The 13,015-nt window shown below is 49.4% G+C and carries 13 protein-coding genes; 8 read left to right on the top strand and 5 right to left on the bottom strand.

All coding sequences use genetic code 11. The annotated features are described in order from the left end of the window. Positions 1-95 precede the first annotated feature (95 nt). Complete coding sequence (gene punR, locus JM656_RS11810) at positions 96-1,028, top strand: DNA-binding transcriptional activator PunR (protein WP_203357960.1); 933 nt, start codon at positions 96-98, stop codon at positions 1,026-1,028. Here the strand turns inward: punR and purR are convergent. Further along, positions 1,025-2,050, bottom strand: coding sequence for an HTH-type transcriptional repressor PurR (purR, locus tag JM656_RS11805; RefSeq protein WP_203357959.1), 1,026 nt, complete (start codon positions 2,048-2,050; stop codon positions 1,025-1,027). The genes punR and purR overlap by 4 nt on opposite strands. A gap of 296 nt (positions 2,051-2,346) precedes the next feature. On the opposite strand from purR, the gene cydH reads away from it, so the two are divergent. Together cydH and JM656_RS11795 are read left to right on the top strand one after the other, a co-directional pair. Continuing rightward, positions 2,347-2,436 carry a cytochrome bd-I accessory subunit CydH gene (cydH, locus tag JM656_RS11800; RefSeq protein ID WP_003029209.1) on the top strand — a complete coding sequence of 30 codons (90 nt, stop codon included), beginning with the start codon at positions 2,347-2,349 and terminating at the stop codon, positions 2,434-2,436. A 166-nt stretch (positions 2,437-2,602) separates the two neighbouring features. Beyond that, positions 2,603-3,769, top strand: a complete 1,167-nt coding sequence (locus JM656_RS11795; protein WP_203357958.1) for an MFS transporter — start codon at positions 2,603-2,605, stop codon at positions 3,767-3,769. Positions 3,770-3,822: 53 nt separating this feature from the next. Here JM656_RS11795 and sodB read toward each other — a convergent pair whose 3' ends face one another. Together sodB and JM656_RS11785 are read right to left on the bottom strand one after the other, a co-directional pair. Next, on the bottom strand, positions 3,823-4,404 hold the full coding sequence (sodB, locus tag JM656_RS11790) for a superoxide dismutase [Fe] (RefSeq protein WP_203357957.1): 582 nt from the start codon (positions 4,402-4,404) through the stop codon (positions 3,823-3,825). 126 nt (positions 4,405-4,530) lie between these two features. Next, a complete protein-coding gene (locus JM656_RS11785; RefSeq protein WP_203357956.1) occupies positions 4,531-5,361 on the bottom strand; it encodes a C40 family peptidase in 831 nt (276 codons plus the stop codon). Between the two features lie 338 nt (positions 5,362-5,699). On the opposite strand from JM656_RS11785, the gene grxD reads away from it, so the two are divergent. Next, complete coding sequence (grxD, locus tag JM656_RS11780) at positions 5,700-6,047, top strand: monothiol glutaredoxin 4 (protein ID WP_003832760.1); 348 nt, start codon at positions 5,700-5,702, stop codon at positions 6,045-6,047. Positions 6,048-6,119: 72 nt separating this feature from the next. Here grxD and rnt read toward each other — a convergent pair whose 3' ends face one another. After that, positions 6,120-6,767 carry a ribonuclease T gene (rnt, locus tag JM656_RS11775; protein WP_203357955.1) on the bottom strand — a complete coding sequence of 216 codons (648 nt, stop codon included), beginning with the start codon at positions 6,765-6,767 and terminating at the stop codon, positions 6,120-6,122. A 729-nt stretch (positions 6,768-7,496) separates the two neighbouring features. On the opposite strand from rnt, the gene JM656_RS11770 reads away from it, so the two are divergent. The 4 genes from JM656_RS11770 to JM656_RS11755 are packed head-to-tail and all read left to right on the top strand — an operon-like array spanning position 7,497 to position 12,504. After that, positions 7,497-8,054, top strand: a complete 558-nt coding sequence (locus tag JM656_RS11770) for a fimbrial protein (RefSeq protein WP_203357954.1) — start codon at positions 7,497-7,499, stop codon at positions 8,052-8,054. A 50-nt stretch (positions 8,055-8,104) separates the two neighbouring features. After that, on the top strand, positions 8,105-8,827 hold the full coding sequence (locus JM656_RS11765; protein WP_203357953.1) for a molecular chaperone: 723 nt from the start codon (positions 8,105-8,107) through the stop codon (positions 8,825-8,827). Between the two features lie 22 nt (positions 8,828-8,849). Then, the gene (locus JM656_RS11760) at positions 8,850-11,378 is read left to right on the top strand and encodes a fimbria/pilus outer membrane usher protein (RefSeq protein WP_203357952.1); all 2,529 of its coding nucleotides are present in this window, start codon (positions 8,850-8,852) and stop codon (positions 11,376-11,378) included. A gap of 31 nt (positions 11,379-11,409) precedes the next feature. Next, entirely contained in the window at positions 11,410-12,504 is a 1,095-nt protein-coding gene (locus JM656_RS11755) for a fimbrial protein (protein WP_203357951.1), read from the top strand. Positions 12,505-12,558: 54 nt separating this feature from the next. On the opposite strand, the gene gloA is transcribed toward JM656_RS11755, so the two are convergent. After that, on the bottom strand, positions 12,559-12,966 hold the full coding sequence (gene gloA / locus JM656_RS11750) for a lactoylglutathione lyase (RefSeq protein WP_162380431.1): 408 nt from the start codon (positions 12,964-12,966) through the stop codon (positions 12,559-12,561). Positions 12,967-13,015 lie beyond the last annotated feature (49 nt).

The raw sequence follows: 13,015 nt of genomic DNA, 5'->3' as shown, positions 1-13,015 counted from the left end.
ATCAGTAAGACATTGCCGCAGAGTGTAGGGAGTGAAATTCCTGTTGTGAAACGCTAATATTTGTCTACTGAATTCAAATTTTTTGTAGGCAGAATATGTGGTCAGAATATTCCCTTGAAGTTGTTGATGCTGTCGCGCGCAATGGCAGCTTCAGTTCCGCCGCCCAGGAACTGCATCGCGTGCCCTCGGCCGTCAGCTACACCGTACGTCAACTGGAAGAGTGGCTGGCGGTTCCCCTGTTTGAACGACGCCACCGGGATGTGGAATTGACGCCCGCCGGTGCCTGGTTTTTAAAAGAAGGCCGCTCTGTTATCAAAAAAATGCAGATCACCCGCCAGCAGTGCCAACAGATTGCGAACGGCTGGCGAGGGCAACTGCCTATCGCGGTAGACAATATTGTGCGGCCAGAACGCACCCGGCAGATGATTGTCGATTTCTACCGCCATTTTGATGATGTTGAGCTGGTCGTTTCTCAGGAGGTGTTCAACGGCGTCTGGGATGCGCTTTCCGACGGACGCGTGGAACTGGCTATCGGTGCGACGCAGGCGATCCCCGTCGGCGGGCGCTATACCTTTCGCGATATGGGAATGTTGAGCTGGAGCTGCGTGGTGGCAAGTCATCATCCCCTGGCGGCGATGCCCGGACCCTTGAGTGATGATACGTTGCGCAACTGGCCATCGCTGGTCCGTGAAGATACGTCTCGGACGCTGCCGAAACGTATTACCTGGCTGCTGGATAACCAAAAACGGGTGATTGTGCCGGATTGGGAGTCGTCAGCGACCTGTCTTTCCGCCGGATTATGTGTCGGTATGGTGCCTACGCATTTTGCAAAACCGTGGATCGACAGCGGCAAATGGGTCGCGTTAACCCTGGAGAATCCGTTCCCGGATGCAGCATGTTGCCTGACCTGGCAGCAAAATGACACGTCGCCCGCATTAGCCTGGCTGCTGGAGTATTTAGGCGACAGTGAAACGCTGAATAAAGAGTGGTTGCGAGAACCTGAAGAGGTTCCCGCTGGGGAAGCTTAACGACGATAGTCGCGGAACGGACCATCCGCAACCGAACGACGTTCAATCAGTCGCGGGTGGACTTCAATAGACTGCGACTCTTCACGCTTGTTGACGATACGGTCTAACAACATATTAAAGGCCGTTTCGCCCAGTGAGTCTTTCGGCTGGTGAATGGTGGTCAGTGCGGGTGTGAAATAGCGCGCGTTACGCACATTGTCATAACCGATCACCGAAATATCCTGCGGTACGCGCAAACCCATTTCGTCAGCAGCGCAGAGCGCCCCCATTGCCATGATGTCGCCACCGCAGAATACCGCAGTAGGGCGATGGGTCTGAGAGAGGATTTGCTGCATTGCACGATAACCAGACTCAGGTTCAAAATCGCCCTGCACAATCCAGTTTTCCGGGACTTTTATCAGTGCTTCGTCCATCGCCTTCATAAAGCCCGCCAGGCGGCCAGCACCCGTGTTACGCTCCATCGGGCCAGGAATGACGCCGATTTCACGATGACCGCGCTCCACCAGATAACGACCGGCCATATAACCGCCTTCGAACGCGTTATCAATGACCGTATCGGTAAAGTCAGCTTTCGCTTCGCCCCAATCCATAACCACCATGGGAATATGGCGATACTCTTCAAGCATGGAGAGCAGAGACTCTGGATATTCCGAACACATAACCAGCAGACCATCCACACGCTTTTGTGCCATCATGGAAAGGTAGGCCCGTTGTTTTTCAAGATTATTCCAGGCATTGCCAAGGATCAGAGTGTAGCCTTTCTGGAAGCAGTTTTTCTCAACGGCTTCAATAATCTCAGCAAAATAGGCGGCTTCACTGCTGGTTGCCAGCAGGCCGATAGATTTGGTGTGATTCACCTTCAGGCTGCGGGCGACGGCACTCGGGGAGTAGTGCAATTCTTTGATTGCTGCCCAGACAGCATTGCGTGTCTCTTCTGCGACAAAACGCGTTTTGTTAATTACATGTGATACGGTTGTAGTGGAAACGTTTGCTCGCTTCGCTACATCTTTAATTGTTGCCATTACATTTCACTCCAGACCATATCCAAACTCCTGAAAATACTGTAGGTAAACGTTTGCCTTTACACACCCTTATCGCAACATCAGGGTTGCGGCACGCCGGGAAAACGACACGAAACGTCAGGAGGGGGTCAATGGCCGGTACGCTAATCAAGTAAGCGTGGAATTTTGTCTGATCTTGACGAAAAGGGGAAGAGTTAAAAGTGGTTATCAATATAAATCCTGGGAGATTTTTACATCCAAGTGTGTAAAAATGCGCAATATCACTTTTTGTGTGGGAATAAAAAGGAGCAAATTTGATGAGCACCGATCTGAAGTTTTCGTTAGTAACCACTATTATTGTTCTGGGCCTGATCGTAGCGGGTGGTCTGACCGCCGCACTGCACTGATTTACCGTGAGGGAGCGTGCTCTCCCTCATCTCGTTACCCCTTCATTGTTACTAAATCAGCAAAAGTCTTTTGCCATTCTGTTAACTTTATCATTTTTGTGATTGATGTCATGCTTTTGGCTCTTATCGGGTGTCGCTTCGCGGCACGGTTCAGCGGAGTCGACGTATGAAAATCAATTACCCCTTACTGGCGCTTGCGATTGGCGCATTTGGTATTGGGACCACGGAATTCTCTCCGATGGGGCTGTTGCCCGTCATTGCGCATGGCGTAAATGTTTCTATTCCCGCCGCCGGGATGCTCATCAGCGCTTATGCGGTGGGCGTGATGGTGGGCGCGCCGTTGATGACCCTGCTGCTTTCACACCGTGCTCGTCGTAATGCGCTGATTTTTCTGATGGCTATTTTTACGCTGGGCAACGTCCTGTCGGCCATTGCGCCGGATTACACCACCCTGATGCTATCGCGCATTTTGTCCAGTCTTAATCACGGCGCGTTTTTCGGACTGGGTTCGGTCGTGGCGGCCAGTGTGGTGCCGAAACATAAACAGGCCAGCGCCGTGGCGACGATGTTTATGGGACTGACCATTGCAAACATCGGCGGCGTGCCTGCTGCCACATGGCTTGGGGAAACCATTGGCTGGCGGATGTCGTTTTTAGCGACCGCTGGGCTGGGTGTGATTGCGATGCTCAGTTTGTTCTTCTCTCTGCCGAAAGGCGGCGCAGGGGAACGACCTGATGTTCGTAAAGAACTGGCTGTCTTGTTACGCCCACAGGTGCTTTCTGCGCTGCTCACCATCGTGCTGGGCGCGGGGGCAATGTTCACCCTCTACACCTATATTTCACCCGTTCTGCAAAACATTGCCCATGCTACGCCTGCCTTTGTCACCGCGATGTTAGTGCTGATCGGCGTTGGTTTTTCGATCGGCAACTATTTAGGCGGCAAACTGGCCGATCGTTCCGTCAACGGTACTCTGAAAGGTTTCTTACTGCTGTTGATGGTTATCATGCTGGCCATTCCATTCCTGGCGCGCAATGACCTGGGGGCTGCGTTCAGTATGGTGGTGTGGGGTGCGGCAACATTTGCCGTCGTCCCGCCTTTGCAGATGCGCGTGATGCGTGTCGCCAGTGAAGCGCCGGGGTTGTCTTCGTCGGTGAATATCGGGGCATTTAATCTTGGGAATGCGTTAGGCGCGGCGGCAGGCGGCGCGGTGATTTCCGGCGGTCTGGGGTATAGCTTTGTTCCGGTGATGGGCGCCATTGTGGCAGGGCTGGCGTTATTGCTGGTCTTTGTGTCAGCGAGAAGGCAGCCTGAAACGGCATATGTCGCCAACTAAACGATTGAGTTGAAAATAAAAACGCAGAAGGAAACCCTTCTGCGTTGTCGTATTTACGCCGCGAAGTTCTTCGCAACGAATTCCCAGTTTACCAGCGCCCAGAAATGCTCCAGGTAGCCAGGACGGGCATTACGGTAGTCGATGTAGTAAGCATGTTCCCACACGTCAACGGTCATCAGCGGGGTGGCATCCGTGGTCAGCGGGGTGCCCGCGTTGGACGTAGAAACGATAGCCAGTTTGCCATCAGCCCCTTTTACCAGCCAGGTCCAGCCGGAACCGAAGTTTTTAATCGCAGCATCGGTGAACTGTGCTTTGAATTCAGCAAAGCTACCGAAGGACGCGGCGATAGCGTCAGCCAGTTTACCAGTTGGTTCCCCACCTGCGTTCGGGGCCAGGCAGTTCCAGTAGAACGTGTGGTTCCAGACCTGGGCTGCGTTATTGAATACGCCACCTTCTGAACTGCGGACGATCTCTTCCAGTGATTTACCTTCAAAGGCGGTACCTTTGATCAGGTTATTGAGATTCGTCACATAGGTTTGATGATGTTTGCCGTAGTGGTATTCCAGCGTCTCAGCGGAAATGTGAGGTGCCAGCGCGTCTTTGGCATACGGTAATGCAGGTAATTCGAACGACATTGCTTCTCTCCTTATTATTAATATGGGTACGTACAATAGCCATAAAGTACGTAAGGATAGGGTAGCAAATTGAAAGGTGATGCAAAAGAAGAACTTACCCTGTTGCGTAAACAACAGGGTAAGGGATTAACGAATGGTTTTGGGCGTCATGACACGGCGGGCGCCGACATAGTGGCGTTGCCAGTAATCTTCGCTTAATGAGGTTATCTGAATTTCCTGTCCTGAACGGGGGGACTGGATAAATTTGCCATTGCCGACATACACGCCGACGTGATCCGCAGTACCGCGCCCCTGGGTCCGGAAGAAGACCAGATCGCCATTCTTCAGTTCATCACGCTCAATCGGTGAGGCATCGCGTAGGTGGTACATTTCATTTGCCGTACGCGGAATACGGAACTTCACCAGATCTTTATAGGCGTACCAGACCAGACCGCTGCAATCAAAACCGGTGCGTGGCGACGTGCCGCCCCAGTGATACGGTTTGCCAATCTGATTCATCAACGTGGACATTGCCGTTTTGGTCGCTTTCTGTACTCTGACCTTATGCGCATCGGCAAGCGAAGTTGGTGCGGTCTCTTTCACCTTCACACAATGGGGCTTGCGGCCTTTGCGTGGCGTGCATTTTTCGGTCCAGGTGACGGCGGCTGTTTTTGCGGTTGTGGAAGAGACGCGGCGATGTGCGCTTTTGGTGGTTTTCGCTGGCGTGGCAGTACGTTTTTTGGACGAAGAGGCCGTTTTTACGCTGGTTTTGTTAACGGCTTTTTTGACGGTTTTCTGACTGGTTTTGGTTGTTTTTTTACTGGCCGTCGCGTTCTTATGTTTATCTGCCGTTTTCGTCACATGAGAAACAGCAGGCGTCTCCCTGGTTTGCCGGGAAGCATTAGCCGGGGATGTGAAAGAGAGTGTGGAAAAAAGCAAAGCACAGAGCGTGATCGAAATTCGGTTTATTCGCGCCACTGAGCAGTCCTCTGGTTAATGGCAGGCGGCTATAATGCCTGCGTGTGATTTACAAAACCTGTCAATTCTAATCCATAAAAGCACAGAAAGTTAATCGCTTTTATCATCTAAAACCCCATTTCGTAAGCGACTGCAAAAAAAATCAACAGCTCGTACTAAAAATGGTCAGCGGAGAGTCCAGGGCGTGTTGTTCCGCAGGATAAGGAATATAGAGAATGCAACTTATCGCGCCAGGGGATAAAATAGTAAAGCGTAATGAAAATGTTATTTTCCGTTGCCAGTCTGACCCGCTACAATGTCAGACTACTGCCGTAAAAGAAGTTAAAGGAAGCAAGACAATGAGCACCACTATCGAAAAAATCCAGCGCCAGATCGCTGAAAACCCGATTCTCCTGTACATGAAAGGTTCTCCAAAACTGCCTAGCTGCGGTTTCTCCGCACAGGCTGTCCAGGCGTTGTCTGCCTGTGGCGAGCGTTTTGCCTATGTTGATATCCTGCAAAACCCGGATATTCGCGCGGAATTACCGAAATATGCAAACTGGCCAACCTTCCCGCAACTGTGGGTTGATGGCGAACTGGTTGGCGGCTGTGATATTTTGATCGAAATGTATCAGCGCGGTGAGTTGCAGCAACTGATTAAAGAAACTGCGGCAAAATACAAAACCGAAGAACCTGATGCTGAGTAATCAGCGGAAATAAAAAAAAGCGACCATTCTCTGGTCGCTTTTTTTATGGGCTCGCTCGCCTGATAAAAACGATTAAGCGTCTTCCGGCTGCGGTAGTGGCCATCCGCCAAGGCGTTTCCAGCGGTTCACGATTTCGCAAAACAGGGTAGCGGTGCGTTCGGTGTCATAGAGGGCGGAGTGCGCCTGGGTGCCATCAAACTCCATACCTGCTGCCAGACAGGCTTTTGACAACACGGTTTGCCCCAGCGACAGACCGCTGAGTGCTGCAGTATCGAAGGTCACGAAGGGATGGAACGGGTTACGCTTCAACGATGCGCGTTCCGCCGCTGCCATCATAAAGCTGTGGTCGAAGGTGGCGTTGTGGGCAACCATAATGGCCCGGTTGCAACCGCTGTCTTTGATGCCTTTGCGCACCATTTTGAAGATCGCGTGCAACGCGTCGTACTCGCTCACGGCACCGCGCAGTGGATTCGACGGATCGATACCGTTAAAGGCGAGCGCCTCAGGCTGTAAGTTTGCCCCTTCAAACGGTTCGACATGGAAATGCAGCGTCGTGTCCGGCATCAACCAGCCTTGTTCATCCATTTTCAATGTGATGGCGGCGATCTCAAGCAGCGCATCGGTTTTGGCGTTAAATCCAGCCGTTTCGACATCTATCACGACAGGATAAAAACCACGAAAACGGTCACACAGACCGGAAAGTTGAGCGTTATCGGACATCAGGGTCTCTTAATACAGAAAAATTGCAGCGCGCATTATGCCAAATTTTGTTGCTGACGGGAATGGTAGAGGGAAAAGGGACATCGGGTATTGCGTCCCAGGATATCGACATCCCGTAGAGCAGGTTGATGTCCTGCCAGGCTGCTTATGGGCATTTTCTTCTCCTTAAGATGGCAGGAACGCCTGTTCATAAAATCAAAAAAATATGACCTCGCCGAGCAAAGCGTGGGTGTGCGCGGAATAGGGTGCTGGTGACCATACTCATCAAATGTACAAAAATATATTTTGTATTCCTGTTTTGTATCCGCATTATTCAGTGTTGTGGGATTAAGCGATCGTGCAATCAATTTAATTGAAAGGTGGAAGGGGGTTATTTAATTTCACTTGCTTATTATGTGAACTAATACCTGATATTATCTCTGGTTAACTTTGTGTTTAATTAAAGTGTCCGCGTTGTGAACTGTCCAAAACTGGACTGAACATTGATTACCGACGGCTTATTATTGATATATAATATTATTATGTTGTTATGGCTATTGTACTGACGCTAAAGTCATTCTTTTGCATATGATGGCTAAAATTGCGCGGAAATGCGAGTTGTCGGAAATATAAAATATAATGGCGATAAATAACATAAAAATCCTTACAGATAACACTGGCTGAGTGAGTGTTAAGTTTTAGGGATGAATGATACTCAATAAACACTCTTGTTATACGTTGGAGAGATAAATGAAATTGCGTAAGTTATACATGGTGATGTCTGCCTGTGCGATAGTAAGTTTGTCCGGTATCAATACCGCGAATGCGGCAACAGATAAAGGAACCATTAAATTCGCCGGAGAAGTCGTTGCCTCAACCTGCGATACCCAAGTTGATGCCGGTGGTGCCAATGGCACGGTGACTCTGGATAAAGTGTCTACAGAAACCATCGCGGTGGTTGGTACGACAGCAAAACCTACACCTTTCGCTATTTCCGTTACGGGTTGTACGGCGAGCGCGACAGGTATAGGTGTTCAGTTTGGCGTGCAGAATGGGACGCCGGATACCAATGGCAACCTGAAAAACGAAGAAGCGAATCCGACGAAAGTAAGTCTGCAGTTGGTGGATGTGGCTAAATCCAATACTGCGATTGATTTAAATGCGGATCAGAGCGGTGGGTCGAAATTTACCATCGATGCCAGTGGGAACGGTTCACTTTCCTATATCGTGCAATATTACAGTAATGATGCCGCGCCAGCCGTCGGTAAAGTTACCGCTAATGCCACCTATGAACTGTCGTATCAGTAAATAAGTTACACAGAGTGTTGTTAACAAATGGTTATTTCTGGAATGATTTAATGAAACGGTTAAAAATATTATGTCAGATGTCATTAATGATGACACTGTTTGGTTTCAGCACTCTTTCATTTGCAGGCCTGGTGTTAGAGGGGACTCGCATTATTTATCCTGCCGGCGAGAGTGAAGTGACTGTACGAATGAAAAATACAGGAAGCCTGCCGGTTCTGGCGCAAAGCTGGATCGATAATGGTGTCAAAAACGAGACGCCTGATAAAATAGCATCGGTCTTTGTCTTAACACCGCCCATTAACCGGGTGAATGCGGGCAAAGGACAGACGCTGAGGATCAGTTTGCTTGCGGAAAACACTCTGCCGCAGGATAAAGAGTCTGTATTTTATCTTAATGTATTAGCTATCCCGACAAAGTCGAAAGACTCCATTGACGCAAGCCAGATTAATATTGCCTTCAAAACACGTATCAAGCTTTTCTATCGTCCCGATTCACTAAAAGGCAGCGCCAATGACGCGCCCAATTTACTACGCTGGAGTATTAACGGTAGCGGTATTACAGCAACTAACCCGACACCTTACTATGTCACGCTGAGTGAGGTGACGTATACATCAGGTGGAAAGAAAGTGGTTGCCCAAGGACAGATGATTTCACCGGGTGGAACCAGCGATTTTCATTTCAACGGTGTGAATCAGTTAAGTAGCGTAGATTCGATCGAATATGCGTCAATCAATGATTTTGGTGGATTGAGTAAGTTTAAAGTCAAAAAATAATTCTTCCTCCGGTGATCTTATTATGCGCTTATTCAAAGTACTGTGTTGCGTTAACATTGTGCTCCCATTGCAATATGCTGTTGCCGGAGCAACAACTGACGCCACCTCGATGGACGTTGCAGGGAATTATGAGTTTAATGATGCTTTTGTTAACCGTTCAGGCGCGAAAATTATCGACCTGAAGCGATTTTCAAATGGCGCGAGTGTATTACCGGGTATCTATAAAGTTATTGTCTTGCTGAACACTGAGCAATTAACGATTTCGAACATCGAGTTCCGGGCCGGGGCGAACAATGCCGTTGATGCGTGTATTCCGAATAATGTTTTTGAATTGATCCGTTTTAAAAAAGAACAGATTAAATTCACGCAATGGGATGTACTGACCGACAGTAAGAACTGTACGCGTATACAGGATATCATCCCGGAGGCAACGCAGGAATTTGACAGTGAAGCTCAGCAATTAAGTCTCTCTATCCCGCAAGTCTATATCAATAAACTTCCGCGCGGTTCTGTCCCCCCGTCAATGTGGGACAGCGGGATCCCCGCCCTGATGCTGGGATACAATATGAATGCCTACGAATCAAAAAACAGCAATTATGAGTCGAAGTCATTCTACACCTCGATCAACAGCGGTCTGAATATTGGCGCATGGTATCTTCGTCATAATGGCTCCTGGAACTGGATGCAGGATCAAGGCGGGCACTACACTGTCCTGAATACCTATGTTCAGCGGGATATTCCTGCTATCTGGGGGCGTCTGGCTGCCGGGCAACTCAATACCAGCGGACAACTGTTTGATACATTGCCCATCAGCGGGGCGCAGGTGGCCAGTGATGAGCGCATGTTGCCACAATCGCAGCGCGGGTATGCGCCCGAAATACGCGGCGTGGCGAAAACGAATGCGAAGGTCACGGTTAAACAGAGCGGTCAGACGATTTATGAAACCACCGTTTCGCCCGGTGCGTTTGTGATTAGCGATCTCTATCCGACCGGTTATGGCGGCAACCTGGATGTGAGCATTCAGGAGGCCGATGGCTCGCAGCAGAACTTTACTATTCCTTATTCTTCGGTGTCGCAATTATTGCGCCCCGGAAGTACGCGTTACAGCCTCAGTGCGGGAAAACTGCGCAGCGACAGCGTATCGGACGATCCTGTCTTTACGGAGGCGACCTGGCAACAGGGCTTCACGAACATTCTGACAGGGTATGGGGGCGTTCAGGCAAACAAGGATTATCAGGCGGTAAAAATGGGCGCTGCCTTAGGTTTTCCCATTGGCGCAATCGCGTTTGACGTCACCCAGTCCAAAGCGCATCTGCCCGATCGTGGCGATATGTCCGGTCAAAGTTTTCAGATAAGCTACAGTAAGCTGATTAATGAAACGAACAGTAATATCACACTGGCCGCGTACCGTTTCTCCAGCAGTGGATATATGGATTACCTCACGGCGATGGAAACGCTGGATGATTTGCATCACGGTAATAATGATTCTCAGATTCAGCGACAGAAAAACCGCTTTACGCTTAATCTGAGCCAGGGGCTCAAGGAAGGATGGGGCCAGTTATATATCAGTGCCAGTATGGAGAACTATTGGAATAAAGGATCTGTAGAGCGGCAATACCAGATCGGTTATTCCAATAGTTATAAATGGTTGAATTACAGTCTGAATATCAGTCGTAGTCAGGACGAATGGGGCACATCCCAGACCAGTTATTTTCTGAATTTCTCGATTCCATTGTGGGAAAGCCACGATATGGGGACGTCTGTGCCGCAACTCAGTATGAGCTATAACCAGGATTCATCTGGCACGGCCTCAGAACAGGCGATTATTTCGGGCAGTCTCGGTGAACAGAACCAGTATACTTATTCGGTTAGCGGCAGTCATGACGACTATGCAGGGACAAGCGGTAACGTTGCCGGGACCTATAAAGGTGGTGTCGCTTCACTTTCCGCAACGTACAGTAAAGGTCGCGATTACCATAGCGCATCGTTGGGGATGTCCGGTTCGTTAGTCGCGCATTCTGGCGGCATTACATTCTCACCCTACACGGGTGATACGTTTACCCTGGTGGAGGCGAAAGGGGCTGAAGGGGCGGCGATACCCTCATATCCCGGTGTGACCATTGACCGTTTTGGCTACGCCCTGTTTCCGTCAACCAATCCTTATCAATTAAATGATGTCGTTATTGATCCAAAAGGGATATCTGAAAACGCGGAACTGGAAAACACCTCGCAAAAAATTGTTCCTCGCTATGGTGCGGTGGTGAAAGCGAAGTTTGATGCCCGTCAGGGGAGGCCGGTATTAATTCAGGCGAATTTTGGCGGAAACACACTACCGTTTGGCGCGGATGTTTTTGATGAAAACGGTATCAGCGTTGGGGTGGTTTCACAAGGGAGCCTGATATATGCCCGTGTGCCGAATGATAAAGGCAGCTTGCATATTAAATGGGGGGATGATGAAAATGAACAGTGTCGTGTCAATTATGCGCTTGCGCCAGAATCTGAAAAAACAAAGAAAACGGCGCTGAAGCCGTTTGTGGAAAGTTGCAGATAAACGACCGGCACACAATGGATAACAGGAATATATGACAGCGATTATTTTAATTCTAAACAGAACATGGAACTACTCACTGCGAATAGTAATAATGTCTGTTATTGCATTATTGCTGTGCGTGATCTCCGAAGAGGCCTGGGCCAGCTATAATTTTTTATGTGTTCGTTCCGATGATATTTCTGTAGATACCAATAATATCTCAATCAATACTGACGATGCCTCAGCCTATCCGGTTGGAACACTGATTGGCGGGCCATACGCGGATGACTCTGCGGTAGCATTTGATTTTACAGAACGGGAATGTGCAGTAGGAAGTGGGTCATCTACCTGGGCGGAAGCTGGCAAACCGGCGGTTGCTACATATTCGTCGCCGGAAGGAAATCTACCCGTCTATGAAGTCTATAATACGGTTGGATTTGGCTTTGCGCTGGCTATCGGCGATCCCAACAAACCTTATCAGGGACTTCAACAAAATCCTACCGCGCCGCTTTGGGCAGATGACCATGCAATATCGTATGGATCTTTGGGGGTAAAATATAAACTATATTATGTCATGACAGGTCCACTGGTTCCGGGAAATTACATTATTGAAGGCGGAGTGACGTTGGCAAGAGTGTGTTTATCGTCCTCCCGGACAACCAATACGCATGATTCGTGTTCGATTCTTTCTAATAAAGCCTTCATTATTTCAGTTAAGGTCGGCGGTTGCGATATTGATGCGGATACACCGGCCTTCGTCAATTTAGCGCGCATTAACGCCAACAAACTTACGCATAAAGGTGACGTCGGTGATAATGTGGATTTTGCTATTAATCTCACTTGCACCGGTACCACTACCGTCAATATGACGTTGACCGATCCTAATGGCGGTGACGCTGAAAATGGCGTGCTGTATAGCGATAAAGGGGACGGACTAGCGGAAAATGTGGGTATTCAGATCTTGTCAGTCAAAGACGGGGGACAAACGCCGCAAACGGTTCATCTGAACGAATCCTTTACGGTGGGTGATGCGAGTGATGGCCATTATGAAATTCCGATGTCAGTCAGATATTACAGAACGTCCGACGACACGATTGTCGGCGGCAAAGTCTCGGCGTCGGTTGTTTATGAAATATCCTACCAATAACGACAACGCTGAAAAAACGAAAAAAGGGCGCAGAGGATCTGCGCCCGGCAGGCATTAGTTGCCCAGACCGCGACCGGCATCTTTCTCTTCGATCAGTTCGATTTTGTAACCGTCCGGATCTTCAACAAACGCAATCACCGTGGTGCCGCCTTTAACCGGGCCAGCTTCACGGGTGACGTTGCCGCCATTCTGACGAATGCGCTCGCAGGCTTCGGCGGCGTTATCCACGCTCAGGGCGATATGACCGTAAGCAGTGCCCAGTTCGTATTTATCGACGCCCCAGTTATAGGTCAGCTCAATCACCGCTTCATCACGTTCTTCACCGTAACCGACGAATGCCAGAGAGTATTTGTACTCGGTGTTTTCGCTGGTGCGCAGCAGCTTCATGCCCAGCACTTTGGTGTAAAAATCGATGGAGCGTTGCAGATCGCCGACGCGCAGCATGGTATGAAGTAAACGCATTGTTATTCCCCTTTAAAATGGTCAATACATTCAAAATGTTGTTTTAGTA

Source organism: Citrobacter sp. R56, assembly GCF_016811995.1.
Classification (GTDB): domain Bacteria; phylum Pseudomonadota; class Gammaproteobacteria; order Enterobacterales; family Enterobacteriaceae; genus Citrobacter_D; species Citrobacter_D enshiensis.
The sequence above is the reverse complement of the archived record's forward strand: the minus strand, read 5'-3'. Positions and strand labels throughout refer to the sequence as shown.